The following is a 26,522-nucleotide window of genomic DNA, read 5'->3' on the forward strand; positions in this document are numbered from 1 at the left end:
AGAGAGACACCATGTACAACCTTCCTGATGATCGTGGCCATTTCGGCCCGTATGGCGGCGTGTTCGTCGCCGAGACGCTGATTCACGCGCTGGACGAATTGCGCGCGGCGTATGAAAAGTTCCAGAACGATCCCGATTTCGTCGCCGAATTCGAGCGCGAGCTGAAGCATTTCGTCGGCCGTCCGTCGCCGATCTACCACGCGCAGCGCTGGAGCGAGACGCTCGGCGGCGCGCAGATCTACCTGAAGCGTGAAGACCTGAACCACACGGGCGCGCACAAGATCAACAACGTGATCGGCCAGGCGCTGCTCGCGAAGCGCATGGGCAAGAAGCGCGTGATCGCGGAAACGGGCGCCGGCCAGCACGGCGTCGCGACCGCGACCATCTGCGCGCGCTTCGGGATGGAGTGCGTCGTCTACATGGGCGCCGAGGACGTGCGCCGACAGGCCGCGAACGTGTACCGGATGAAGCTGCTGGGCGCGACGGTCGTGCCGGTCGAATCGGGTTCGCGCACGCTGAAGGACGCGCTGAACGAAGCGATGCGCGACTGGGTCACGAACATCGAAAGCACGTTCTACATCATCGGCACGGTCGCGGGCCCGCACCCGTACCCGATGATGGTGCGCGACTTCCAGCGCGTGATCGGCGACGAGTGCAAGGTGCAGATGCCCGAGCTCGCGGGCCGGCAGCCCGACGCGGTGATCGCCTGCGTCGGCGGCGGGTCGAACGCGATGGGCATTTTCTATCCGTACATCGACGATACGTCGGTGCAGCTGATCGGCGTCGAAGCGGCCGGCGACGGCCTCGACACGGGCCATCACGCGGCGTCGCTGATCGCCGGCAGCCCGGGCGTGCTGCACGGCAATCGCACGTACCTGCTGCAGGACGACAACGGCCAGATCATCGAGACGCATTCGGTGTCGGCGGGCCTCGACTATCCGGGCGTCGGCCCCGAGCACGCATGGCTGAAGGACAGCGGCCGCGCGCAGTACGTGCCGATCACCGACGCGGAAGCGTTGAAGGCGTTCCACGACTGCTGCCGGATCGAGGGGATCATTCCCGCGCTCGAGTCGAGCCACGCGATCGCGTATGGCGTGAAGCTCGCGCCGACGTTGCCGAAGGACAAGATCCTGCTCGTCAACCTGTCGGGCCGCGGCGACAAGGACATGCACACGGTCGCCGAGCGATCGGGCATCGCGCTCTGACCCCGACCGATGCGTGACCTGATCGAAGAGCCGGGCGGCGGCGCCGCGAGCGAGGCGGAGGCGGTTCAGCCGGCCGCCGCCGTGCCGCGCGCGCTGCCGTCCGGTATCGAACTGCACAACCGCGATTTCCTGACCGATGCCGCGCACTTGCCGGATGCGTCGATCGACCTGATCGTCGCCGATCCGCCGTACGGGCTCGGCAAGGACTACGGCAACGATTCGGACAAGCGTTCGGGTGACGATTTCCTCGCGTGGACGCGCGAGTGGCTCGACCTCGCGATTCCGAAGCTGAAGCCGAGCGGGTCGATGTACATCTTCTGCACGTGGCAGTACGCGCCGGAAATCTTCAGTTTCCTGAAGACGCAACTCACGATGGTCAACGAGATCATCTGGGACCGGCGCGTGCCGAGCATGGGCGGCACGACGCGCCGTTTCACGTCGGTGCACGACAACATCGGCTTTTTCGCGGTTTCCAAAGCGTATTACTTCGATCTCGATCCGGTCCGCATCCCGTACGACGCCGACACGAAGAAGGCCCGCTCGCGCAAGCTGTTCGAAGGCAGCAAGTGGCTGGAGATGGGCTACAACCCGAAGGACGTCTGGTCGGTCTCGCGCCTGCACCGGCAGCACGCGGAGCGCGTCGATCATCCGACCCAGAAGCCGCTGGAAATCATCGAGCGGATGGTGCTCGCAAGCTGCCCGCCGGGCGGCCGCGTGCTCGATCCGTTCATGGGCAGCGGCACGACCGCGGTGGCCTGCGCACGGCAGGGGCGCGACTTCGTCGGCTACGAGATCAACGAAAGCTATTGTGCGATCGCGCACGAGCGCGTGAGCGCGCTCGCCGCGCCGGCGTGCGCGTGAATCGCGCCGCCGCCGAATGCACTGAGGAAAATTGCCATGTCCCGTATTCAGCAGACCTTCGCCGCGCTCGCCGAACAAGGCCGTAAGGGCCTGATCCCGTTCATCACGGCCGGCGACCCGGACCCCGCGAAAACCGTCGAATTCATGCACGCGCTCGCCGCCGGCGGCGCGGACGTGATCGAGCTCGGCGTGCCGTTCTCGGACCCGATGGCCGACGGCCCGGTGATCCAGCGCTCGTCGGAGCGCGCGCTCGCGCGCGGCGTCACGTTGAAGAGCGTGCTCGCCGACGTGAAGCGTTTTCGCGAAACCGACCCCAAAACCCCCGTCGTGCTGATGGGCTATGCGAACCCGATCGAACGGATGGGTGTCGACGCGTTCGCGGCCGAAGCGCACGCGGCCGGCGTCGACGGCGTGCTGGTGGTCGACTATCCGCCGGAAGAGGCGGGCGTGTTCGCCGAAAAGATGCGGGCCGCGCAGATCGATCCGATCTTCCTGCTCGCGCCCACGTCGACCGACGAACGCATCGCCGACGTCGGCAAGATCGCGAGCGGCTACGTGTATTACGTGTCGCTCAAGGGCGTGACCGGCGCGGGAAATCTGGATGTTTCGAGCATTGCAGGTAAAATCCCGGCCATCAAGTCGCGCGTGCCGGTTCCGGTGGGTGTCGGCTTCGGTATCCGCGACGCCGAAACGGCGCGTGCGGTGGCCGAAGTGTCGGACGCCGTCGTGATCGGCAGCCGCCTCGTGCAACTGCTCGAGAGCGCCGCGCCGGAAGGTGCCGCCGCCGCGCTGAAGACGTTCATCGCCGAGCTGCGCGCCGCCCTGGACGGTGCCGGCAACACGGCGCGATAAACACAACACAGGAAGCGGGAACGGGCCGCGTCGGCCCGCCCCGCCACGGAACAGGAAACCATACGATGAGCTGGCTCGACAAACTGTTGCCGCCGAAGATCAAGCAGACCGACCCGAAAAGCCGCAAGGGCATTCCGGAAGGCCTGTGGGTCAAGTGCCCGTCCTGCGAGGCCGTTCTCTATCGCAACGACGTGGACGCGAACCTGCACGTGTGCCCGAAGTGCGATCACCACATGCGCATCGGCGCGCGCGAGCGCCTCGACGGGCTGCTCGATCCGGAAGGCCGCTACGAGATCGGCCAGGAGGTCGTGCCGGTCGACTCGCTGAAGTTCAAGGACAGCCGCAAGTACCCCGATCGTCTGAAGGAAGCGATGGACGAAACCGGCGAGACCGACGCGATGGTCGTGATGGGCGGCGCGATCCACACGCTGCCGGTCGTGGCAGCGTGCTTCGAGTTCTCGTTCATGGGCGGCTCGATGGGTTCGGTCGTCGGCGAGCGCTTCGCGCGCGGTGCGCAGAACGCGCTGGAGCAGCACGTGCCGTTCATCTGCTTCACGGCATCGGGCGGCGCACGGATGCAGGAAAGCCTGCTGTCGCTGATGCAGATGGCCAAGACCACCGCGATGCTGACCAAGCTGGCCGAAGCGAAGCTGCCGTTCATCTCGGTGCTGACCGACCCGACGATGGGCGGCGTGTCGGCGAGCTTCGCGTTCCTCGGCGACGTCGTGATCGCGGAGCCGAAGGCGCTGATCGGCTTCGCCGGCCCGCGCGTGATCGAGCAGACGGTCCGCGAGAAGCTGCCCGAAGGCTTCCAGCGCGCCGAATTCCTGCTGAAGACGGGCGCGATCGACATGATCGTCGACCGTCGCAAGATGCGCGACGAGATCGCGCAGTTGCTCGCGCTGCTGCAGCGACAGCCGGCCGACGCGCTGGCCTGACCGGCGCAACGTCGTGACTCCGCGCGTCGCCTGGCTTCTCAGGCGGCGCGCTTTGCTTTTTGGCGTAGTGGCGGTACCGATCCAGATTTGATCCGATGAGCACATTTCCCACTCTCGACGCGTGGCTTTCGCATCTCGAACGCGCGCACCCGGTCGGCATCGACATGGGCCTGACCCGCATCGGGCAGGTCAAGGCGGCGCTGCAGCTCGAATTCGCGTGCCCGGTGATCACCGTCGGCGGCACGAACGGCAAGGGCTCCACCTGCGCGTTCCTCGAGACGATCCTCGTGCGCGCGGGTTACAAGGTCGGCTGCCACACGTCGCCGCACCTGCTCGCATTCAACGAGCGCGCGCGCGTGAACGGGCAGAACGTGACCGACGACGAACTGCTGCCGCACTTCGAGGCCGTCGAAGCCGCGCGCACGTCGCTGGCCGAGCCCGTGTCGCTCACGTATTTCGAATTCACGACGCTCGCGATCCTGCATCTGTTCGCCTCGCGCGGGCTCGACGCGGTGATCCTCGAAGTCGGCCTCGGCGGCCGGCTCGATGCGGTGAACATCATCGACACCGATTGCGCGATCGTCACGAGCATCGACATCGATCACACCGAATACCTCGGCGACACGCGCGAGAAGATCGCGTTCGAGAAGGCGGGGATCTTCCGCGCGGGCAAGCCGGCGATCTGCGGCGATCCGGCCGCGCCGCAGACGCTCGTCGACCACGCCGAAGCGATCGGCGCCGACCTGTGGCTCGTCGGCCGCGATTTCCGCTACGAGGCGCAGGCAGGGGCCGAGCGCCAGCAATGGAGCTACCTCGGCCGCGACAAGCGCTATCCGGCGCTCGCGTATCCGGCGCTGCGCGGCGCGAACCAGCTGATCAACGCGTCGGCCGCGCTCGCCGCGCTCGAGGCGCTGCGCCCGGTGCTGCCGGTGTCCGCGCAGGACATCCGGCTCGGGCTCGCGAACGTCGAGCTGCCGGGGCGCTTCCAGGTGCTGCCCGGCAAGCCGGCGATCGTGCTCGACGTCGCGCACAACCCGCATGCGTCGGCCGTGCTCGAGCAGAACCTCGGCAACATGGGTTTCTTCCCGTACACGTACGCGGTGTTCGGCGCGATGCACGACAAGGACATCGACGGCGTGCTGCAGCACCTGAAGGGCGAGATCGACCACTGGTGCGTGACCGACCTGCCGCTGCCGCGCGCAGCCTCCGCGGAGCAGCTCGAAGCCGCGCTGCGCAAGGCCGGCGTGGAGGAGGGGCCCGATTCGAGCGTGACGCGTTACGCGTCGCCCGCGGAAGCGTTTCGCGATGCACTAAAAAGAGCATCCGAGAATGATAGAATCGTGGTTTTCGGCAGTTTCCATACGGTTGCCGGCGTGCTGGCCTACCGTAAATCGCAGCAACACTGACTGACGGGCAGTTTCGGACTCAGCCATTCATGGGAATTTTCTCGTTCGGCAAGAAAGACGACGACGCGCCCCCGCGGCGCGCCGGTCGCACCGGGGCCTCCCGGAACGTGCGCACGGAGCGCACTGAACGCGTCGAGCGCCGCACGCGCCGCACCGAGCGTCCGGAATCGGACGCACTGCTCCTCGATCCGACCCTTCCTGAAAAGCAACGCGCGCGCCGTCGCCTCGTCGGCGCGATCGCGCTCGTCGTGGCCGCCGTGATCGTGCTCCCGATGGTGCTCGACTCGCACCCGAAGCCGGTCACCGACGACATCGCGATCGACATCCCGAACCGGCCCGCGCACCAGGCGGTCGCGCCGCGCGACGACGACGTGTCCGACGTGCAGGCGGGCGTCGCGCATGACGAACCGCCGGCATCCGACGCGGCCGTGGCGGCCGCACCGGCGCCCGCGCCGAAGGACGCCGCCAAGCCGGCCGCGAAACCCGATACGACCACCACCGCGAGCGTGACGCCGCCGAAGCCCGCGCCGAAGCCGGCCGCTCCGGCGGCGAAACCGGCCGCGCCGAAGCCTGCGCCCGCAACCGTCGCGAATGCCGGCGCCGCGAGCCCGGACGGCGGCGACGCATCGTCGCCGGCGTCGCCGGCGTCGCCGGCCGGTGCGCGCTTCGCGGTGCAGCTCGGTTCGTTCAAGGACGCCGCGACCGCCCGTTCGTGGGCCACCAAGTTGAAATCGGCGGGCGTGCCCGCATATGTCGAGCACAGCAAGCAGGCCGACGGCAGCACGGCTACACTGCTGCGTGCCGGCCCGTTCGCGGATCGTGCGGCGGCATCCGCCGCGATCGCGAAGGTGCGCGAAGCCGGACTGACGCAGTAACGTGCGATGCTGACGGCTTTCGACTACGCTGTATTGGCGGTGATCGCGTTGTCGGCGCTGCGCGGCGCGTGGCGCGGCTTCGTGTCCGAGATTTTCGGGCTGATCGGCTGGATCGCGGCGGTCGTGATCGCGGGCCGCTACGTCGGGCTGGTCGTGCCGTACATTCCGGCGAACTGGCCGGGCGGCGCGCTGACGCAGTGGGTGATCGCCTTCGCGTTGCTCGTGATCGGCGTCGTGCTGGTCGCCGGCGTGGCGAACGCGCTGCTGTCGCGGATCGCGCAGGCGAGCGGCCTGGGCGGCGTCGACCGCTCGCTGGGCATGATGTTCGGGCTCGTCCGCGGCTGTGTGCTGGTGGTGCTGCTGGTCGCGGCGGCCGGGCTGACCGAACTGCCCAAACAGGATTTCTGGCGCAATGCGCTATTGCGTCCTTTTGCCGAACAGGGCGTGCACGAGCTGAAGCAGCTCCTGCCCGACGGCATGGCCCAGTACGTACGCGTGTGACGGCGCGGCCGGGCAGGACGGAACCGATTTTGTCATCTTGAAGGACATGCCATGTGCGGCATCGTAGGCGTTATCTCCCAATCCCCTGTCAATCAGCTGATCTATGACAGCCTGCTGCTGCTGCAGCATCGCGGTCAGGACGCGGCGGGCATCGCGACGGCGGACGGCAGCAATTTCCACATGTACAAGGCGAACGGCATGGTGCGCGACGTGTTCCGCACGCGCAACATGCGCAGCCTGCCCGGCACCTACGGCATCGGCCAGGTACGCTACCCGACGGCCGGCTCGGCGTCGAGCGAGGCCGAGGCGCAGCCGTTCTACGTGAACGCGCCGTTCGGGATCATCCTCGCGCACAACGGCAACCTGACGAACTGGATGCAGCTGAAGGACGAGATGTTCCGGATCGACCGCCGGCACATCAACACCAACTCCGACAGCGAAGTGCTGCTCAACGTGTTCGCGCACGAGCTGCAACTGTCGACCACGGGCCTCGAGCTCGACCCGGCGTCGGTGTTCAAGGCGGTCTCGGGCGTGCATCGCCGCCTGCAGGGTTCGTACGCGATCGTGTCGCTGATCGCCGGCTACGGCCTGCTCGCGTTCCGCGACCCGTTCGGCATCCGCCCGCTGTGCATCGGCAAGCTCGAAACCGAGCACGGCACCGAATGGATGGTCGCGTCGGAGTCGGTGGCGGTCGAAGGCATCGGTTTCGAATTCGTGCGCGACCTGGAGCCGGGCGAAGCGGTCTTCATCGACAAGGCCGGCAACTTCCACAGCCAGCAGTGCGCGGAGAACCCGACGCTGAATCCGTGCATGTTCGAATACGTGTATCTGGCCCGTCCGGATTCGTGCCTCGACGGCGTGCCGGTGTACAACGTGCGCCTGCGCATGGGCGACTATCTCGCCGAGAAGATCAAGCGCGAACTGCCGAACGTGCCGATCGACGTCGTGATGCCGATTCCCGATTCGTCGCGCCCGGCCGCGATGCAGGTCGCCGCGAAGCTCGGCGTCGAATACCGCGAAGGCTTCTTCAAGAACCGCTACGTCGGCCGCACGTTCATCATGCCGGGGCAGGCCGTGCGCAAGAAATCGGTGCGCCAGAAGCTCAACGCGATGAGCATCGAGTTCAAGGACAAGCACGTGCTGATCGTCGACGATTCGATCGTGCGCGGCACGACCTCGCACGAAATCGTGCAGATGGCGCGCGATGCGGGCGCGAAGTCGGTGATCTTCGCGTCGGCTGCGCCGCCCGTGAAATTCCCGAACGTGTACGGCATCGACATGCCGACGCGTGGCGAGCTCGTCGCGCACGGCCGCACCGACGAAGAAGTCGCGAAGATCATCGGCGCCGATCACCTGATCTATCAGGACGTCGACGATCTGCGCCGCGCGGTGCGCGACATCAACCCGAAGCTCGAGCGCTTCGAGGCGTCGTGCTTCGACGGCAACTACATCACCGGCGCCGTGACGCCCGAGTACCTCGATGCGATCGAGCGCGCGCGTCTCACGCCGGCGTCGCAGGCCGATCGCGATACGGCCAGCGATACCGAGCGCTCGCAGATGAACCTGCAACTGTCGGTCGAGTAACTCACGCCGGCGCGCGCTTGGATCGAGGCGTGATAGGATGTGGCCTTGCGTCGATTTGATATCAGCTTGCGGACGCGGGGCAACTTCCCAAAACAGCTAAAGCGAAGGCCGGCGGCAGCCGGCCCGAGTCGATCGCTGTCGTACCGCACCGAAGCCCGCTGATGCCGACGCATAGCGGGCTTTTTGTTTTTGGCCTCGGTTTTGACCGGGTCCGCGCCTCGTGCATGACCGTCGGCGCGGCCATCGAATACGGAAAACGGAACATGGACGACCCCCTCAACTTCGACACGCTTGCCGTGCGCGCTGGCACGCTGCGCAGCGACTTCAACGAGCATTCGGAAGCGCTGTTCCTCACGTCGAGCTTCTGCTTCTCGAGCGCGGCCGACGCGGCCGAGCGCTTCGCGAATTCGGAAGACTATTTCACCTATTCGCGCTTCACGAACCCGACCGTCACCATGTTCCAGGAGCGTCTCGCGGCGCTCGAGGGCGGCGAGGCGTGCATCGCGACGGCGTCGGGCATGGCCGCGATCATGTCGGTCGTGATGTCCGCGCTGCAGGCGGGCGACCACCTCGTCAGCTCGCGCAGCCTGTTCGGCTCGACGCTCGGGATGTTCTCGCAGATCTTCAGCAAGTTCGGGATCACGACGACCTTCGTCGACCCGACCGACCTGAACGCATGGCAGGAAGCCGTGCGGCCGGAAACGAAGATGTTCTTCCTCGAGACGCCGTCGAACCCGCTGACCGAACTCGCCGACATCGAGGCGATCGGCAAGATCGCGAAGGCCGCGAACGCGCTGTTCGTCGTCGACAACTGTTTCTGCAGCCCGGTGCTGCAGCAGCCGCTGAAGCTGGGCGCGGACGTCGTGATGCACTCGGCGACGAAATTCCTCGACGGGCAGGGCCGCGTGCTCGGCGGCGCGCTGGTCGGCTCGAAGGAATTCATCATGGGCAAGGTGTTCCCGTTCGTGCGCAGCGCGGGCCCGACGCTGTCGGCGTTCAACGCGTGGGTGCTGCTGAAGGGGATGGAGACGCTGTCGCTGCGCGTCGAGAAGCAATCGGCGAACGCGCTGGAGATCGCGCGCTGGCTCGACGCGCATCCGGCGGTCGCGCGCGTGTTCTACCCGGGCCTCGAATCGCATCCGCAGCATGAACTCGCGAAGCGCCAGCAGAAGGCGGGCGGTGCAATCGTGTCGTTCGAGCTGAAGGGCGACACGCCGGAGCAGCAGCGCGCGAACGCGTGGCGTGTGATCGACAACACGAAGCTGGTGTCGATTACCGGCAACCTCGGCGACACGCGCACGACGATCACGCATCCGGCCACCACGACGCACGGCCGCATCACGCCGGAAGCGCGTGCGGCGGCGGGGATCACCGAAGGGCTGATTCGCCTCGCGGTCGGGCTCGAGCACGCGGGCGACATTCGTGACGATCTCGCGCGCGGCCTGGACGGCTGAGCGATACGGCCGGTTTTTGCCCGGCATCGACGATGAAACGGGCCGCTCGAGAGAGCGGCCCGTTGTCGTTTCGGCGCATGCCGTCGTGCGTGTTTTGCCGACGTTCAGCCCGCGGCGTGCGCGGGCGGCGCGGCGCGCATCGCGTCCACCATCCAGCGCAGCGTTTCGTCGAGCGGCGTGATCGGTAGTTCGCCCACCGCGCGCCGCAGCTTGTCGCGCGACCCGCTCAGGCGCTTTACTTCGTTGTGCCGCACGAAGCGCGGATCGATCGTCACGTCGATCACGTAGCCGGCGATGCGCGACAGCATCGCCAGCACTTCCTTCAGCGAATACGCGCGCTCCGAGCAGACGTTGAACGTCTCGCCGGCCGGCGCGGCTTCGATCAGCTTCAGATAGGCGGCCGTCACGTCGCGCACGTCGGAGAAATCACGGCTCACGTCGAGGTTGCCGAGCGAGATCCGCGGCGCGTTGCCCGCAAAGTGCGCGACGAGCTTCGGCAGCAGATACGCATCGCTCTGGCCGACACCCGTGTAGTTGAACGGCCGCGCGATCACGATCGGCAGCCGGTCGGCCCACAGCTTCGCCGCATATTCCATCGCGAGCTTGCTGACCGCGTAGTCGTTCGCCGGGGCCGGCGCGACGGTTTCGTCGAGCACGCCGGCCGTCGAGTTGCCGTAGACGTTCGCGCTGCTTGCGAGCAGCACCGCCGACGGGCGGCGGTCGAGGCCGTCGAGCGCGGCCAGCAGGTTGCGCGTGCCGACGATGTTGACCGCGTAGGTGTGCGACGGCTCGTCCTGCGCGACATGCGCGCGCGCGGCCAGATGCACGACCGCGTCGGGCCGCGCGTCGGCCGCGGCCGCGCGCATGGCCTGCGCGTCGAGCAGGTCGACGGGCAGCAGCGTGCACTGCGCGAACGCCGGATCGGCGGGGCCGGGCGTGCCGGGCGCGACCGTGCCCCAGACGTCGTAGCCGGCCGCCTGCAGGCGTTCGACCATGTAGCGGCCGGTGAAGCCCGTCAGGCCCGTGACGAACGCACGGCGCGACGGACGCCCGGCCTCAGAACGTGTCATGGTGTTGATTCCGCGTCAAATCCGCTTCGACCATCATCTGGCAAAGTTGTTCGAGCGTCGTCTTGGGTTCCCAGCCGAGTTTGCTTTTCGCCTTGTCCGCGCAGCCGATCAGCAAGTCGACTTCCGCGGGGCGGTAGAACTTCGGGTTCACTTCGACGAGCACGTTGCCGGTCGATGCGTCGAGGCCGCGCTCCTGCTCGCCCTTGCCGGTCCATTCGAGCTGGTAGCCGGCCGCCGCGAACGCCATCCGCACGAAGTCGCGCACGGTTTCGGTGCGGTTGGTCGCCAGCACGTAGGTGTCGGGCTCGTCGGCCTGCAGCATCCGCCACATGCCTTCGACGTATTCGAGCGCGAAGCCCCAGTCGCGTTTCGCGTCGAGATTGCCGAGCTCGAGCCGGGTCGCCTTGCCGAGCCAGATCTTCGCGACCGTGTCGGTGATCTTGCGCGTGACGAATTCGCGGCCGCGCAGCGGCGATTCGTGGTTGAACAGAATCCCGCTGCTGCCGAACAGGCCGTACGACTCGCGGTAGTTCACGGTCATCCAGTGCGCGTACAGCTTCGCGACGCCGTAGGGGCTGCGCGGGTAGAACGCGGTGGTTTCCGTTTGCGGGATGGCCTGCACCTTGCCGAACATCTCGGACGTCGACGCCTGGTAATAGCGGGTCTTCGGGCTCACGACCCGAATCGCCTCGAGCAGGTTCAGCGGGCCGATGCCGGTCACTTCGGCGGTGGTCGCCGGTTGGTCGAACGACACGCCGACGAAGCTTTGCGCGGCCAGGTTGTAGAGCTCGTCCGGCTGCGTGCGTTCGAGCAGGCGCAGGCTCGAGCCCGCGTCGGTCAGGTCGTGTTCGACGAGCGTCAGGTTCGGGTGCGTGTCGACGCCGAGCTCGGCGATGCGCCAGAAATTCACCGAGCTGGTGCGGCGATAGGTGCCGGTGACTTCGTAGCCCTTGTCGAGCAGCAGTTTGGTCAGGTACGCACCGTCTTGCCCCGAAATTCCGGTGATGATGGCCTTTTTACGCGTTTGGCTCATGGCGTTGTCCTGGTAGAAGCGATGGATGATGAGATTCAGGCGGTCGTGCCGGCGGCGGCCGGCAGCGCGCGGCGCGCGGGCCCGCGCGTCAGGCGCCGTTCGAAGCCGTACCAGCTCAGGGTCGCGTACGCGAGCGTGATCGCAAGCGCCAGCGCGGCCGTGACGAAACGGTTCAGGTGCAGCGGCCACAGCGCGTACAGCACGCTCAGGTGGATCAGGTAGACGGTGTAGCTGACGGTGCCGACGTAGACGAGCATCGGGTTCGTCAGCACGCGTTGCACGAGGCCGCGCCCGCGCAGCGCGATCACGACGATCGACGTGCACAGCAGCAGCGAGATGCTGTAGAGCGCCGCGTTCGACAGCGGCGTGTTCGCGGCGCGAAAGCGCGGGAACGACAGGTGCAGCCAGCCGAGGATCGCGAGCGACACGAGCGCGCCGACGATCGCGAGCGGATAGAACGGCTCCAGCGCGCGCCGGTCGCGGCGCAGCACGATCGCGAGCAACGCGCCGGCCGCGAGCAGGTCCATCCGGAACGGCGTCAGGTAGTAGATCGGCCAGAACGAATCGAACCACGGCGTCGCGATCGCGCGCAGCACCGGCGCCGCGACGATCAGCGCGGCGGCGACCCACAGCAGCGCGCGCTCCGAGCACCACAGCACGACGAACGGCCAGAAGATGTAGAACTGCTCCTCGACCGCGAGTGACCACAGCACGTTCAGGCTGTCATGGCCGATGCTGCCGAGCGACAGCCCGATATTGGTCGAGAAGAACGCGAACCACGGCCAGTGCGGCAGCCAGCTCGCGCCGAACAGCAGCGTCGACACCGCCAGCAGCAGCACGTACGGCGGCAGGATGCGGCGCACGCGGCGCGCGTAGAAGTGGCTGAAGTACGACTGCCCGCGCGCCTTGCGATCGAGCAGGATGCCGGTGATCAGCAACCCGCTCAGCACGAAGAACAGATCGACGCCCATCCACAGCGGCGCCTTCAGCGCGTGCTGCAGGAACACGGCGCCCACGGCGATCGCGCGCAGCCCGTCGAGCTGCACGATGCGGCCGTGTTGCGGCGGGGCGAGGTCGGCGGGGCGCGACAGGGCCGTCATCGCGCGGCTCCTTCACGACCCGCATCCGATGCGTGTACGTATTGCATGCCTTTAAATGAAATAGGGAATCGAAAACGATTCTAGGGAAAAGAAATCGGTAAAAAAACGCGCGCCATTTATCTGACGGCAAATATCCGAATGCCGATTATTACGGTCGCGAGACGAAAGATTTGCACCGGGCGGCCGCCAGACGTGGCGCGGGGCGGAATTTTCTACGTGGCGGCGCGGGAAAGGCGGTCGTTATTGCCGTTTCCGGGCCGGATTGACTGCCTGTTCCGGTTCGATATTTCTGGCCGAAACATCCCCAAATATTTCCAAATTTCTTGTGATTATTTTTGCTTGTAACCTGCATCGCGACGTTTGAAACCCATTTAGCGACAGGGCGCAGCCGCCGGCCATCCGAGGCTGCGCCGGTCGTTGTTGCATCGAGTCTGGAGAAGCGCATTGCGACGTCTGATTCTGGTTGGCGTGACGGTATGCGCGGCGCTGCTGACGAGCGCCGTGCCGGCCGAAACGGTGTTGCCCGCGACGACCTCGTGGATCGGCAACACGTTCGGCTATGGCGACGGCAGCTGGACGCAGATCGACATCCGCGCGATCGCGGTGACGCCCGACGGCAAGGTGTATACGAATGCGCCGTGGGACGAGAGCGGCGCCGAGGCGAGCGTCTACCAGGACGGGAAGATGCTCGGCTTCGCCGGCGGCACCCACGGCTGGGGCAATCTCGGCGGCAACGCGATCGCGGTGAACGGCAAGTATGCGTATGTCGCGATCGGTGTCGGCAACGAGCGCGGCCACCTGCAGTCGCCCGGCATCTGGCCGGACAAGGGCAAGCAATGGTTCGGCATCTCGCGGCGCACGATCGGCGACATGAAGCAGCCCGCGCCGTTTCGCGCGGCGCCGCCGGTCGCGCCGGGCGGCCGCGCCGATGCCGGCCGCGCGCGAATGGCCGCCAGCTTCATGATGATGAACGAGGTGCCGGCGCCCGCGCGCTCGGAAGTGGGCGACGCGAAGGCGGAAGTGGGCGGCCTCGCGGCCGACGACAAGACGCTGTTCGCGACCAATCCGTCGCGCGACGCGGTGGACGTGTACGACGCGGAGACGATGCAGCGGAAGGGCACGTGGAGCGCGCACGAGCCGGGCCGCATCGCGCTAGCTGGCGACGGCACGCTGTGGCTGCTGACCGATACGCTCGGCGGGCCCGCGCATCTCGTGCACGTGCGGGCCGACGGCCGCAAGCTCGACGACGCGCCGGCGCTGCCGGCAGGCACCGACGCGGTGGACGTGGCGGTCGATGCGAAAGGGCGCGTGCTGGTCGCGGACAACGGGCCGCGCCAGCAGATCCTGATCTTCTCGAAAGGCGCGAACGGCTACGCGCAGTCGGGCTCGCTCGGCGAGCGCGGCGGCATCTTCGCGGGGCCGGTGCCGGGGCGCCCGGGGCCGCAGCGCTTCAATGGGCTGACGGGCGTCGGTGTCGACCGCGCGGGCAACGTCTACGTGTCGATGAACGGGATCGGGCCGCGCCACGACACGATCGGCGCCGGGCTCGGCGCGGTGCTGGAAAGCTACTCGCCGGACGGCAAGCTGCGCTGGCAGGTGCAGGGGCTGCTGTTCGTCGACGGCGCGTGGCTCGACCCCGCGCGGCCGAACAGCGTGTACACGGGCAACAAGCGCTTCGAGCTCGACCTGTCGAAGCCGCCGGGCCAGGACTGGAAATACGTCGGCTTCCTGTCGAACCGCTTCAAGTATCCGGACGACCCCGTGTTCCACACCGACCAGTATCCGGGCATGCCGATCGCGCGGCGCGTCGACGGCCGCACGTTCCTGTACCTGACCGACATGTACGCCGATCATCTGAAGATCTACCGCTTCGACGCGAAGCGCGACGGCGAGGTCGCGATTCCGTCCGGCCTGATCGCAGGCCGCGCGCGGCCGGTCGACAAGGTGCCGAACAAGCCGCCGGGCGGCGACTGGCTGTGGCGCGACGCGAACGGCAACGGCCGGATCGATGCCGACGAGTCCGAGCTCAACACGACGGGCAAGGCGAAGGCGGGCGGCTGGGGCTGGTGGGTCGACACGAAGGGCGACATCTGGCGCACGAGCGACGTGCGCGGCATCCACCGCTTCCAGTACGGCGGCGTCGACAAGGCCGGTAACCCGATCTATTCGTACGACAAGGTCACGACCTACCCGATGCCGCAGCCGTTCACGCAACTGCGCCGGTCGATCTACGACGCGCAGACGGACACGCTGTACGTGACCGGCTACACGGCCGACGCGCCGCCGCAGCCGGGCATCAACAAGGAAGTCGGCCGCGTGCTGGTGCGCTTCGACAAGTGGTCGAGCGGCTCGCCGGTGGTGCGCTACCAGGTCGCGCTGCCATGGCAGCTCGATGCGAAGCCGATCCTCGACCTGATCGGGATCACGGTCGAAGGCCGCTACATCTTCACGGTGGAGCCGGTCGGCAAGATCCACGTGTACGACAAGGAAACCGGCAAGGAAGTGGGCGTGATGAGCCCGGGCGCCGAGGTCGGCAAGGCCTCCGGCTGGGTCGACGTGCCGTTCGGCATCAGCGCGTTCCGGCGCGAGAACGGCGAATACCTCGTGTTCGTCGAGGAAGACGCGCGCGGCAAGGTGCTGATGTATCGCTGGAAACCGTGACGGGCGGCGCGCCGTCGTCGACGTCACTCAAGGCTTAAGCATGGACAAGGGCATACTCAAGAACGTTTCGATCAACTTCATCGGGCTGATCCTGCCGACCTTCGTGTCGCTGGTGACCGTGCCCGCGTACATCCACGCGCTCGGCGTCGAACGCTACGGCGTCGTCAGCCTCGTATGGACGCTGATCGGCTATTTCGGGATCCTCGATCTCGGGATGAGCATGGCCGCGCAGAACCACATCTCGAAGGCGCTCGCGAGCGGCGACGCCGACGAAAGCGCGCGCGTGTTCTGGAGCGCGTTCTGGCTGAATCTCGGCACCGGCATCGCGGGCGGGTTGCTGATCTATTTCGGTGCGTTCGTCTACACCGCGTATTTCACGAAGGTGTCGGCCGCGATGCAGCACGAGGTGTATCTCGCGCTGCCGTGGCTCGCGCTCGCGATTCCGCTCGCGAACGTGTCGTGGGTGTTCGCCGGCGCAATCAACGGCGCCGAACGGTTCGGCGTGTTCAACACGAACCAGACGATCGGCACGTTCCTGTTCCAGCTGCTGCCGCTCGCCGCCGCGTGGTGGATCGCGCCGAACCTGCAGACGGTGCTCGCCGCGGCCGTCGTCGCGCGGCTGATCGCGGCGGTGATGCTCGGCCAGGCCAGCATCAAGGTGCTCGGCATCCGCCGCATCGATCCGCCGCAGTGGGGTACCGCGAAGGGGCTGTTCAACTTCGGCGGCTGGATGCTGATCGCGAGCACGACCAGCATGATCGCCGACACGCTCGACCGCGTGATGCTCGGCGCCGGCATGGGCGCGAAGTTCGTCACCTACTACACGGTGCCGCAGAACCTCGTCACGCGCCTGAACATGCTGCCGAACGCACTGGTGCGCACGCTGTTTCCGCGCCTGTCGGCGGTCGGCCGCGATCACGCGGATACCCTCGCGCGCCAGTCGCTCGAATTCCTGAACGGCGTGTTCACGCCGGTCGGCATCGTCGCGATCTTCGCGCTCGCGCCGTTCCTCACGCTGTGGGTCGGCGCCGATCTCGCCGCGCATTCGGCGCCGGTCGGCCGCGTGCTCGTGATCAGCGTATGGCTCGTCGGCCAGGCGAGCGTCACACGCATCCTGATCCAGTCGCAGGTCAACCCGGCCCGCGCGGCATTCGCCGGGCTCGTCGAGATGCCGTTCTTCGTCGGCGGCCTGTGGCTCGGCATTCATCACTTCGGGCTGATCGGCGCGGCGGTGGTCGTCGCGGCGCGCGCGCTCGTCGACTACGGCGTGCTGCTGTACCTGTCGGCGATCCGGATGCGCGCGATCGTGCTCGACATGCTCGCCCATCTCGCCTTCCTGCTCGCGAGCCTGTTTCTGGCGCAAGCGTGGCCGGGGCTGGTCCAGTCGATCGGCCTGTGCGCGGTCGTGCTGGTGCTGAACGTTGCGTGGTCGCTCACGATGACGCCGGGATTGCGTGCACTCGTGCGCGACCTGTTCGTCCGTCTCAATGCGAGGAGAACTGCATGAATCGCGATCTGGCGGAACACGCCGTCCTGAATCTCGCCACGGCCGACGCCGCCGTGGCCCACGCGGGCGACGCCGCCGCGCTGCACCGCGCGGTGCCGGCCGAACGGGCCGGCGCGCGGCAGCCGGCGCGTGCGCTGCGCGTGGCGATCGTCCACGACTGGCTCGTCACCTACGCGGGCGCCGAGCGCGTGCTCGAACAGATCGTCGCGTGCTTTCCCGACGCGGACCTGTTCAGCCTCGTCGATTTCCTCGACGACCGCGCGTTCGTGCGCGGCAAGCCGGTGACGACGTCGTTCATCCAGAAGCTGCCGTTCGCGCGCACCAAGTACCGCAGCTACCTGCCGCTGATGCCGCTCGCGATCGAGCAGCTCGACGTGTCCGAGTACGACCTCGTGATCTCGAGCAGCCACGCGGTCGCGAAGGGCGTGCTGACCGGGCCGGACCAGGTGCACATCAGCTACGTGCATTCGCCGATCCGCTATGCGTGGGACCTGCAGCACCAGTATCTGGAACAGTCGAATCTCACGCACGGGCCGAAATCGCTGCTCGCGCGGATGATTCTCCATTACATCCGCAACTGGGATACGCGCACCGCGAACGCGGTGGACGGCTTCGTCGCGAATTCCGCGTTCATCGCGCGGCGCATCAAGAAGGTCTACCACCGCGACGCCGCGGTGATCTTCCCGCCGGTCGACGTCGACGCGTTCTCGCTGAACGCGGCGAAGGAGGACTTCTACCTGACCGCGTCGCGGATGGTGCCGTACAAGAAGATCGACCTGATCGTCGAAGCGTTTTCGCGCACGCCCGAGCGCAAGCTCGTCGTGATCGGCGACGGCCCCGAGATGCAGAAAATCCGCGCGAAGGCCGGCCCGAACGTCGAGATCATGGGCTATCAGCCGTTCGCGGTGCTGCACGACCGGATGCGGCGCGCGAAGGCGTTCGTGTTCGCGGCCGAGGAGGATTTCGGGATCTCGGTCGTCGAGGCGCAGGCGTGCGGCACGCCGGTCATCGCGTACGGCAAGGGCGGTGCGCTCGAAACCGTGCTCGACCCGCAGTCGAGCCTGAACCCGACAGGCCTGTTCTTCGACGAACAGACGCCGCACGCGATCGTCGCGGCCGTCGACGATTTCGAGCGCGCGCCGCAGCGCTTCACGCCTGACGCGTGCCGCGCGAACGCGGAGCGGTTTTCCGCCGATACGTTCCGGCAGCGCTTCCTCGACTACGTGGAGCAAGCGCTGCCCGGCTCGACCGCACGGCGCGGCACGGCCGCGCCGATGCCGGCCGCGCGCGGCCCGGCGACGCTCGTGCTCGACCAGAGCGGCGTGCTCGGCGGCGCCGAGCTGTCGCTGCTCGAGATCATGAAGCACATGCGCGCGAACGCCGACGTGCTGCTGTTCGACGACGGCCCGTTCCGCGCGGCGCTCGACGAGATCGGCGCACGCGTCGACGTGGTCGACCAAGGCGCGCTCGCGGGCGTGCGCAAGCAGGGCGGCGTGTCGTTCGGCGCGGTGAAGCAGCTCGTGCGGCTCGTGCGCGACGTCGCCCGGCGCGCGCGCCGCGCCGAGGTGATCTACGCGAACACGCAACGCGCGATGGTGGTCGCCGCGCTTGCCGGGCGGCTCGCGCGCAAGCCGGTGGTCTGGCATTTGCGCGACATCGTCAGCGCCGACCATTTCGGCGGCAAGCAGTTGCAGGCGATCAAGTACTGCGCGCGGCTCGGCGTCACGCGCGTGATCGCGAACTCCGATGCATCCGCGCAAGCGTTCCGCGCGCTGACGGGCTTCACGCCGCAGCACGTCGACGTCGTGTTCAACGGCATCTCGGCCGAACCGTTCGATGCGCTGGAAGGCGTGAGCCAGGCGGCGCTGCGCGCGCGCCTCGGGTTGCCGACGGACGCATGGCTGGTCGGTTCGTTCAGCCGGCTCGCGCGCTGGAAGGGGCAGCACGTGCTGCTGGAGGCCGCCGCGCGGCATCCCGACATGCACGTGGTGCTGGTCGGCGCGCCGCTGTTCGGCGAGGACGACTATGCGGCGCAACTGCACGAATACGTCGCGCAGCACGGGATGGACGAGCGCGTGCATTTCCTCGGATTCCAGCGCGACGTGGCCGCGTGCATGACGGCGGTGGACGTCGTCGCGCATACGTCCATCACGCCCGAACCGTTCGGGCGGGTGATCGTCGAGGGGATGCTGGCGCGCCGGCCGGTTGTCGCGGCGCGTGCGGGCGGCGTCGTCGAGATCATCGAGGACGGCGACAACGGGCTGCTCTGCGAGCCGGGCAACGCGGCCGCGCTGGCCGACGCGCTGACGACGCTCAAGCGCGACGGCGCACTGCGCGAGCGGCTCGTCGCGAGCGGGCGCGCGACCGCGGTGCGGCGGTTCGGGACCGAAACCTACGTGGAGCGGGTCGAGAAGATTCTCTCCGATACGGCGAAGGCCGCCCGGGCCGCGAAAGCGAAGAAATAGCAGCCGGCGCGCGCCGGCGGGAAACGAGCCTCCGTGCGGCGTCGTGCCGTGCGGGGGCTTCGTCTTTCGGCGGGCGACGCGCCTGGTTGGGGCGGGTTGGCGGGCTCGAGTCCGAGTCCGAGTCGGCGTGATCGCGGCCGATCGTCATCCGGAACGGGAGCGGGCCGTCGGCAACGTGACGCGAGCAGGACACCGTCGCAGTCGTACCGAGGAAACCGCGCACCGGCGGCTCGCGCGGGCCGTGGCGCGGTCGGCGCGCAGCAGGCTGCCGGGTCCCTTGTCGAACCGGCCTGCAACCGCGTGCAGCCGTGAAAAAGCCCTCGAGCGGCGGGACGCCGCGCGAGGGCTCCGGAGCCGGACGGGCCGGCCGCCCGGCGTCAGGCCGCCTGTTCGGGCGTCGACGCGACGACGCGGGCGGCGCGGGTCGGCTTGAAGCTGGCCGACCACATCATCGCCGGCCGTTCGAACATCCGGTAGAACAGGTACGCCACCGGAATCGCGACGGCCATGAACGCGAACGACGGCCAGATCGACAGTTGCAGCTCGGAGTGGAACAGCACCGAGCCGAGGCAGACGAACAGCGGCAGGTGGACGAGATACAGCGAGTAGCTGAAGTCGCCGAACCAGCTCAGCACGCGCAGCGGCGGCGTGGCGCGCGGCGGGCGGGCGAGGGCGCGGTACAGGAAGCACGCGAAGCCGGCCGACCACAGCTGGAACGCGCCGTACTGGCCGAAATGGAACGCGCCGCAGCCGGCGGCGAGCAGCACCGCGGCCGCGACGTACCATGCGCGCGACGGCACGACGGCCGTGCCGCGCGACTGCTGCGCGCGCACGTCGGCGATCCACGCGCCGATCGTCCAGGACAGCCAGTAGGACGTGAAGAACTGCAGGTCGTGCCGTTCGAGCAGCCACGCCGACGCGACGTTGACGAGCGCGACCGCGGCCACGACGGCCGGCATGCCGATGCGCCGGCGCAGCGCGAACAGCAGCGGGTAGATCGCATAGAACTGCACTTCGAGCGACAGCGTCCACAGCGCGCCGTTCGACCCGTACGTATAGCCGGCGACGCCCTGCAGCGAGAACAGGTTCACGAGGAACGCGACGACGCCGACGTCGCGGATCTTGTGGCTGACGGGCTCGATCTGCAGGCTGACCGCGTCGAGCGCGAGCGTGAACAGCAGCGCGGCGAGCAGCACCGGGTAGATGCGCGCGAAGCGGCGCACCCAGAAGTTCGGCGCGTCGAGCCGGTACGCGGGGTTCGCCGCCAGCTTGAGCGCCGCGTTGCGGTGGATGCAGTAGCCGCTGATCACGAAGAAGATCGGTACGCCGGCGGAGCCCCACGCGAACGGAAAGGTCAGGTAGCCGGCGATCGCGCCCGGGCTCAGCGCGTGGCCGTAAGCGTGATGGAAGCTTTGCATGCCGACCCAGACGACCTGGCGGCAGTGGAAATAGGCGACGAGCAGCGCCGCGAAGCCGCGCATCGCGTCGATCACGTGTTCCTTGTGGTCGGCGACGGGCGGCGCGGCCAGAGACGATCCGCTGAAAGCTTGCATGCGATTCGATTCCTTGCGACGGATGGACGGGAAGTTTCATCCAATCGTAATGCGCAAGAATTCCGTCAATGAATAAAAAAATCTCGTCCGGAAATATCGGTATTCCGCATCATGGGTTTATCGATACCTGAAAGCGGTTCCGAGAGCCGCCTGAATTATTTGCCGATTTTTTTCTGATAGTTTGAAGCTCCAGTTGATTGATGCAAGGAGCGGCAAGATGGACATGCATTGGATCGCGAGCGCTGCAGTACTACTGGTCATGGCCGTGCTGTCGGCGTACCGCGAGGCGCTGAAGAACGAACCGATCCGCCCAGGCCTCGAACGGGGCGGCGTGCCCTATATCGAGGAATTCGAATCGTAAGAATTTGTATCCGGAAAATCGGTAATTTGTTTCTGCTCCGGCAATCGGTTCGGCAATATCGACCGGCCTGAAACGATTATATTTTTTTCCGGAATAATTGGGCAATCAGTTCATATCGAAAATGAGCGGAGCGGAATTGGCAGTGCCGTCGATTCTCGATATGCCGTTCGGAACACAATCGCGCCGGGTCGCGGGTCGACGCGGCGCAGACAACGCTATCAGGATGCGAACATGTTGAAAGTCACCAAGGCCGTGTTCCCCGTTGCCGGTCTCGGCACGCGGTTCCTCCCGGCAACGAAGGCGAGCCCGAAGGAAATGTTGCCCGTCGTCGACAAGCCGCTGATCCAGTACGCGGTCGAGGAAGCGATCAACGCCGGTATCACCGAGATGATCTTCGTCACCGGGCGCAGCAAGCGCGCGATCGAGGATCATTTCGACAAGTCGTACGAGATCGAGGCCGAACTCGAGGCACGCGGCAAGGAAAAGCTGCTCGAGCTCGTGCGCGGCATCAAGCCGAGCCACGTGAACTGCTTCTACGTGCGGCAGCCGGAAGCGCTCGGCCTCGGCCATGCGGTGCTGTGCGCGGAGAAGCTCGTGCACGGCGAGCCGTTCGCGGTGATCCTCGCCGACGACCTGCTGCACGGCGAACAGCCGGTGCTCAAACAGCTCGTCGACGTGTTCGACCACTATCACAGCTCGGTGATCGGGGTCGAGACGATCCCGCGCGAGGACAGCCGCTCGTACGGCGTCGTCGAAGGCCGGGAATGGGAAGAGGACATCATCAAGCTGTCGGGCATCATCGAGAAGCCGGCGCCCGAGGATGCGCCGTCGAACCTCGGCGTGGTCGGCCGCTACGTGTTCATGCCGACGATCTTCGATCATCTGCGCAAGCTCAAGCCCGGCGCGGGCGGCGAACTGCAGCTCACCGACGCCGTCCAGTCGCTGCTCGCGAACGAACAGGTGCTCGCGTATCGCTACTACGGTACGCGTTTCGACTGCGGCAGCAAGCTGGGGTATCTGAAGGCAACCGTCGAGCTCGCGCTCCAGCATCCGGAAGTGAGCCGCGAATTCGAGGCGTACCTGCGTACCTGCCTCCCCGCGCTGGCTGCCGTCGCTTAAGCGGCCGCGCGCTCCGTCGTTTCAGGTGGTGGTTGTTCCGTTGGCCCCGGCCGCTCGCGCGCCGGGGCTTTTTTGTATTTGCGGCGCACGAGCATGGTGCGCGACGTTTGCGTGCGGCGCCGGGAATGGGTGCGGGGTGGTGGCGCGCGACGCGCGACGTCTGTCGACGCGGCAGGACGTCGTGCGTGAAACCGGTGCCGCGGCATTCGCCGCGTGACCGGATCGGTGGATGGATTGCGCGGTATGCGCGACGCTCGCGCGTCGCGCGGATGTCGCGCGATGACGCATCGGCTGCCATCCCGCCGGACGTCGTCACCGGTATCGACGCGTTCCGATCCGGTTCCGGCCGCGCACCGCGTCGGCGCGCCGCTCAGCGCGGCGACGCGCTCGGCTGCGCGGCGAAGTGCCGGGCCAGCATCGCGGCGATCGGCTTTTTGAAGTCGAGCAGCCGCTTTTCGAGATAGCGCCACGACAGGTGCGCGAGCAGTACGGCGAGCGCGAATTGCAGCATTTCCGGCAGCGCGTCGCGGACGAGGTCCGGCATCGGCACGTGCGCGAAGGACGCGGGCAGCGCGCCGAAACGCGCCGGGATCAGGTTGTGGAACAGGTAGAAGCCGTAGCTGATCGTGCCGAGATAGGCGAGCGGCGCGCAGTCGAGCAGCGCGACGACGGGATGCTCGGGCTCGCTGACGATCCACAGCATCAGCGCGCCGAGCGACGCGGACAGGCCGAGATCGGCGAGCCCTGCAGCCGCATCGGGCAACGCCGTGCAGGCGGGCAGCGCGAGGAAGAAGGCGACGCCTGCCGCGCCGAGCCAGCCCGGCGGTACGCGGCGCGCGGCGGCCGCGCCGCGATCGGCGAGCGCCATCGCGCCGACGCCGCCGAGCGCGATCAACGCGAAATTCCACGGGGAAAACGCATAGATCAGCACCGGCGATGCGTCCGCCAGGTAGAGCGCGAGATGCGCGACCGCGCACAGCGCGACGGCCGCCACACTGAGCGCGACGTGGCGCGCGGCGGGCACCGCGAGCAGCGCGAGTGGCGCGATCAGATAGAACTGCTGTTCAACGGCGAGGCTCCAGAAGTGCGACGTGGAGCCCGGCCAGCCATCCTTGACGACGCCGATCCAGTAATTCGACAGGAACGCCGCATGCCAAGCGAGCCCGAGGTTGACGCCGCGCTGGTAGAACAGCGCATGCGCGATCGCGAGCGCCGCGAGCAGCAGGTAGTACACGGGAAAGATCCGCAGCGCGCGTTTCGCGAGGAACAGCGCGAGCGCGTGGCGGCGCGTGATGGCGCCGCGCTCGACCGCCTGGCGGTTGCGATGCAGTTCGCCGACGATCAGGAATCCGCTGATGAGGAAAAACGTCCACACGCCAAGCTTGCCGACGTCGATGGCAAGGACGTGGCCCTTGTGGGACAGGAAAACGAGGATGACGGCGAGGGCTCGCAGGCCGTCGAGTCCTTTGACGTATCTGACTTCGCGCATGGAGGCATCCGGGCATTGAGCGGGCCCAGTATAGGTGCGCAAATATCGAACGTAATTCGCGTTCGCCCCATTTGAGCGCCTACGTGAAGGCGTTTTTTCACGCTCGAGCGTCGATGAAGTCGGTCGCGCGCAACAAAACGTGCGGGAAACCCCGCGAAAACGCATAAAAGTACTGCACGAAGCGTCAAGGCGCTTGTAGAATCCGGCGTTGAAGCGCGCGCGTTGCACGCTTCGTGTATCCAACGACCACACCTGGTAGGAGAAACATGGCGACTTCCGCAAAAAAGGTGGCCAAGAAGGCTGCCGCACCGGCGACCAAGAAAGTGGCTGCCAAAAAGGCTGCGCCCGCGAAGAAAGTAGTGGCCAAGAAGGCTGTCGCGAAGGCAGCACCGGCTGCTCCGACGCCGCTGAAGGACAAGTTCACGAAGGCATCGCTCGCAACGCACATCGCTGAGCGCGCAGCTGTCGAAGTGAAGGCGGTCAAGGCAGTGCTCGCCGCACTCGAGAACGTCGTGCTGGGCTCGGTTCACAAGAAGGGCGCAGGCGAGTTCACGCTGCCGGGTCTGCTGAAGATCACGGCGCAAGTCGTGCCGGCGAAGAAGAAGCGCTTCGGCAAGGATCCGTTCACGGGCGAAGAGCGCTGGTTCCCGGCGAAGCCGGCCAGCGTGCGCGTGAAGGCACGTGCGCTGAAGAAGCTGAAGGACGCGGCAGCGTAATGCCGCAGCAACGCTGCCGCACGCATGTCGGCAGCCGTTGCGATGTCCCGCGGTCCCCGTACGCGAAAGCGTGCGGGGATTTTTATTGGTGCGCCCGGCAGGCGCACTCACTTGGGGGTGAAAGTCCCTACCGCCTGTTGCGTGCGCATCGTGAGGCCCGCGCATCGTGACTGAATTCGTTCCGTCTGAGATCGCCGGGCAGGTCGCTGTCGCGCGCGCCGCGATCGAGCGGCATCTCGGTGCGACGATGGAAGCGATCCACCTGTTCGGCTCGGCGCTCGACGGCGGCTTGAAACCGCGCAGTGACATCGACCTGCTGGTGACGGTGGCCGTGCGGCCCGACGCAACGGTGCGGCGGGCGCTGATGTTCGACCTGCTCGCTGCGTCGGCGCCTCCCGGTCACGCAGGCGGCATGCGTCCGCTCGAGGTCACCGTCGTCGCGCACGGCGACGTGGCGCCGTGGCGTCATCCGGCGCGGCGCGAACTGCAGTTCGGCGAATGGCTGCGTCGCGACCTGGAAGCCGGCATCGTCGAAGCGCCGCTCGTCGATCACGATCTGGCGATCCTGCTGACGAAGGTGCGGCAGCACGGTGTCGCGCTGGTCGGGCCGCCCGCAGCCGTGCTGTTCGAGCCGGTGCCCCCGCGCGATTTCGGCGCCGCGCTGCTCGCCACCGTTGCGCAGTGGAATGCCGAGCCGGACTGGCGCGGCGACGAGTGCAACGTGGTGCTCGCGCTCGCACGCATCTGGTACAGCGCCGCGACCGGCAGGATCGCGCCGAAGGACGTCGCCGCGGCGTGGGTGCTGGCGCGCTTGCCGGACGCGCACCGGCCGGTCGTGGCGGCCGCGCGTGCCGCCTCTCTCGATGGCGAAGCGGGCGCGGCGATCCTGTCCGGCGAACCGCTGGCCGAATTCATCGGCTACGCGCGGCGGACGGTCGAGTCGATGCTGTCTGCGTCGCAGTCGGCGCCAACGATGCACGCTACCGGCTGGCCGGCCAGCGACGGATAGCGAACGCGTGCGAGCCGGCTGCATGCGCAAACGGTCGAGCCGGGTGCGTGCAGGCCAGCCGGCGCGGCGTCACGCCAGCGCGGCCCGACGCGTTTCGTCAGCCCGCGGTGCCCGCAAAGGCGGCCTTCAGCGCGGCGTCGTCGAACTTGGTCATCTGCATCATCGCGGCGGCCACGCGTCCCGCCTTGACCGCGTCGCGATCGGCCATCATCGGGATGAGCGCCTCCGGAACGATCTGCCACGACACCCCATAACGATCCCTCAGCCAGCCGCAGCCGTCGGCCGTGCCGCCGTTGTCGAGCAGGGCGCTCCAGTAGCGGTCGAGTTCCGCCTGGTCCGCGCAACTGACGAGCAGCGAGATCGCGTGGTTGAACGTCTCCGTGCGCGGGTGGCTCATCGCGAAGAACGGTTGCCCGAACAGCTCGAATTCGACCATTCGCGTGCCGTCGGTGCCGGGCACGGCCGTGACGCGCACGACGCGCGAATCCGGAAAGATGCCGGCATAGAAGGCCGCTGCTTCTTCGGCTTGCGTCGAATACCAGAGGAACGGCGTGATCTTCTGAATCGTCATGACGAGTCTCCTGTCTGTATGGGGCCGCGGCAAACCGGATGCCGCCATCGATACGACGGACGACGCCTGCCGAAATCGACACGTGCGACCAACAAGTCGCGCATCGGATGAAGCGGGCGGTGCCGGCTGTGCGGATGGTAGCCGTCGTACGGAGAAATGGCGACCTGCCCGACCATTCGGAAACGGTGTTCC

22 protein-coding genes are annotated in these 26,522 nt (G+C 67.2%); 16 read left to right on the forward strand and 6 right to left on the reverse strand.

What is annotated here, in order from left to right; translation table 11 throughout:
* Window positions 1-11: 11 nt before the first annotated feature.
* The 9 genes from trpB (at window position 12) to KPB06_RS26255 (ending at window position 9,676) form a co-directional block, all read left to right on the forward strand.
* Window positions 12-1,205 (forward strand): tryptophan synthase subunit beta, encoded by a 1,194-nt coding sequence (trpB, locus tag KPB06_RS26215; RefSeq protein WP_059582753.1) that lies wholly within the window; start codon window positions 12-14, stop codon window positions 1,203-1,205.
* Between the two features lie 9 nt (window positions 1,206-1,214).
* The gene (locus KPB06_RS26220; protein WP_275905934.1) at window positions 1,215-2,066 is read left to right on the forward strand and encodes a DNA-methyltransferase; all 852 of its coding nucleotides are present in this window, start codon (window positions 1,215-1,217) and stop codon (window positions 2,064-2,066) included.
* Window positions 2,067-2,102: 36 nt separating this feature from the next.
* Complete coding sequence (trpA, locus tag KPB06_RS26225) at window positions 2,103-2,918, forward strand: tryptophan synthase subunit alpha (protein WP_059582749.1); 816 nt, start codon at window positions 2,103-2,105, stop codon at window positions 2,916-2,918.
* A gap of 65 nt (window positions 2,919-2,983) precedes the next feature.
* Window positions 2,984-3,856, forward strand: a complete 873-nt coding sequence (gene accD, locus KPB06_RS26230) for an acetyl-CoA carboxylase, carboxyltransferase subunit beta (RefSeq protein WP_040139428.1) — start codon at window positions 2,984-2,986, stop codon at window positions 3,854-3,856.
* A gap of 95 nt (window positions 3,857-3,951) precedes the next feature.
* Window positions 3,952-5,262, forward strand: coding sequence for a bifunctional tetrahydrofolate synthase/dihydrofolate synthase (gene folC / locus KPB06_RS26235; RefSeq protein WP_060311225.1), 1,311 nt, complete (start codon window positions 3,952-3,954; stop codon window positions 5,260-5,262).
* Window positions 5,263-5,291: 29 nt separating this feature from the next.
* Window positions 5,292-6,137: an SPOR domain-containing protein gene (locus tag KPB06_RS26240; protein WP_275905933.1), complete on the forward strand. Its 846-nt coding sequence runs from the start codon at window positions 5,292-5,294 to the stop codon at window positions 6,135-6,137.
* 6 nt (window positions 6,138-6,143) lie between these two features.
* Window positions 6,144-6,638, forward strand: a complete 495-nt coding sequence (locus KPB06_RS26245; protein ID WP_059582742.1) for a CvpA family protein — start codon at window positions 6,144-6,146, stop codon at window positions 6,636-6,638.
* Between the two features lie 51 nt (window positions 6,639-6,689).
* Window positions 6,690-8,222: an amidophosphoribosyltransferase gene (gene purF, locus KPB06_RS26250; RefSeq protein WP_059582739.1), complete on the forward strand. Its 1,533-nt coding sequence runs from the start codon at window positions 6,690-6,692 to the stop codon at window positions 8,220-8,222.
* A gap of 263 nt (window positions 8,223-8,485) precedes the next feature.
* Window positions 8,486-9,676: an O-succinylhomoserine sulfhydrylase gene (locus KPB06_RS26255; protein ID WP_275905932.1), complete on the forward strand. Its 1,191-nt coding sequence runs from the start codon at window positions 8,486-8,488 to the stop codon at window positions 9,674-9,676.
* Window positions 9,677-9,780: 104 nt separating this feature from the next.
* Here the strand turns inward: KPB06_RS26255 and KPB06_RS26260 are convergent, their stop codons facing one another.
* The 3 genes from KPB06_RS26260 to KPB06_RS26270 are packed head-to-tail and all read right to left on the reverse strand — an operon-like array spanning window position 9,781 to window position 12,879.
* A complete protein-coding gene (locus tag KPB06_RS26260) occupies window positions 9,781-10,746 on the reverse strand; it encodes an NAD-dependent epimerase/dehydratase family protein (RefSeq protein ID WP_275905931.1) in 966 nt (321 codons plus the stop codon).
* Complete coding sequence (gene gmd / locus KPB06_RS26265) at window positions 10,733-11,779, reverse strand: GDP-mannose 4,6-dehydratase (RefSeq protein ID WP_275905930.1); 1,047 nt, start codon at window positions 11,777-11,779, stop codon at window positions 10,733-10,735. Before gmd ends, KPB06_RS26260 begins: the two co-directional genes overlap by 14 nt.
* 35 nt (window positions 11,780-11,814) lie before the next feature.
* Window positions 11,815-12,879 (reverse strand): acyltransferase family protein, encoded by a 1,065-nt coding sequence (locus KPB06_RS26270; RefSeq protein WP_060311222.1) that lies wholly within the window; start codon window positions 12,877-12,879, stop codon window positions 11,815-11,817.
* Between the two features lie 444 nt (window positions 12,880-13,323).
* On the opposite strand from KPB06_RS26270, the gene KPB06_RS26275 reads away from it, so the two are divergent.
* From KPB06_RS26275 to KPB06_RS26285, 3 genes are read left to right on the forward strand one after another with little or no spacing between them, the layout of a single operon-like run.
* Window positions 13,324-15,540, forward strand: a complete 2,217-nt coding sequence (locus KPB06_RS26275) for an NHL repeat-containing protein (RefSeq protein WP_275905929.1) — start codon at window positions 13,324-13,326, stop codon at window positions 15,538-15,540.
* Window positions 15,541-15,580: 40 nt separating this feature from the next.
* Window positions 15,581-17,047, forward strand: a complete 1,467-nt coding sequence (locus KPB06_RS26280; protein WP_059639181.1) for a flippase — start codon at window positions 15,581-15,583, stop codon at window positions 17,045-17,047.
* A complete protein-coding gene (locus KPB06_RS26285; protein WP_275905928.1) occupies window positions 17,044-19,512 on the forward strand; it encodes a glycosyltransferase family 4 protein in 2,469 nt (822 codons plus the stop codon). Before KPB06_RS26280 ends, KPB06_RS26285 begins: the two co-directional genes overlap by 4 nt.
* Window positions 19,513-19,889: 377 nt before the next feature.
* Here the strand turns inward: KPB06_RS26285 and KPB06_RS26290 are convergent, their stop codons facing one another.
* Entirely contained in the window at window positions 19,890-21,065 is a 1,176-nt protein-coding gene (locus tag KPB06_RS26290) for an acyltransferase family protein (RefSeq protein WP_275905927.1), read from the reverse strand.
* Between the two features lie 217 nt (window positions 21,066-21,282).
* On the opposite strand from KPB06_RS26290, the gene KPB06_RS26295 reads away from it, so the two are divergent.
* Both KPB06_RS26295 and galU read left to right on the forward strand, forming a co-directional pair.
* On the forward strand, window positions 21,283-21,426 hold the full coding sequence (locus KPB06_RS26295; protein WP_006479318.1) for a hypothetical protein: 144 nt from the start codon (window positions 21,283-21,285) through the stop codon (window positions 21,424-21,426).
* 231 nt (window positions 21,427-21,657) lie between these two features.
* Window positions 21,658-22,545 carry a UTP--glucose-1-phosphate uridylyltransferase GalU gene (galU, locus tag KPB06_RS26300; protein WP_006482949.1) on the forward strand — a complete coding sequence of 296 codons (888 nt, stop codon included), beginning with the start codon at window positions 21,658-21,660 and terminating at the stop codon, window positions 22,543-22,545.
* A gap of 370 nt (window positions 22,546-22,915) precedes the next feature.
* On the opposite strand, the gene KPB06_RS26305 is transcribed toward galU, so the two are convergent.
* The gene (locus tag KPB06_RS26305) at window positions 22,916-24,034 is read right to left on the reverse strand and encodes an acyltransferase family protein (protein WP_124658365.1); all 1,119 of its coding nucleotides are present in this window, start codon (window positions 24,032-24,034) and stop codon (window positions 22,916-22,918) included.
* 266 nt (window positions 24,035-24,300) lie between these two features.
* Here KPB06_RS26305 and KPB06_RS26310 point away from each other — a divergent pair, with 266 nt between their 5' ends.
* Together KPB06_RS26310 and KPB06_RS26315 are read left to right on the forward strand one after the other, a co-directional pair.
* Entirely contained in the window at window positions 24,301-24,750 is a 450-nt protein-coding gene (locus KPB06_RS26310; protein WP_006492882.1) for an HU family DNA-binding protein, read from the forward strand.
* Window positions 24,751-24,916: 166 nt separating this feature from the next.
* Complete coding sequence (locus tag KPB06_RS26315) at window positions 24,917-25,759, forward strand: AadA family aminoglycoside 3''-O-nucleotidyltransferase (RefSeq protein WP_275905926.1); 843 nt, start codon at window positions 24,917-24,919, stop codon at window positions 25,757-25,759.
* Between the two features lie 97 nt (window positions 25,760-25,856).
* On the opposite strand, the gene KPB06_RS26320 is transcribed toward KPB06_RS26315, so the two are convergent.
* Window positions 25,857-26,330: a VOC family protein gene (locus tag KPB06_RS26320; RefSeq protein WP_059582714.1), complete on the reverse strand. Its 474-nt coding sequence runs from the start codon at window positions 26,328-26,330 to the stop codon at window positions 25,857-25,859.
* Window positions 26,331-26,522: the final 192 nt, after the last annotated feature.

The organism is Burkholderia semiarida, assembly GCF_029268935.1.
GTDB classification, from domain to species: domain Bacteria; phylum Pseudomonadota; class Gammaproteobacteria; order Burkholderiales; family Burkholderiaceae; genus Burkholderia; species Burkholderia semiarida.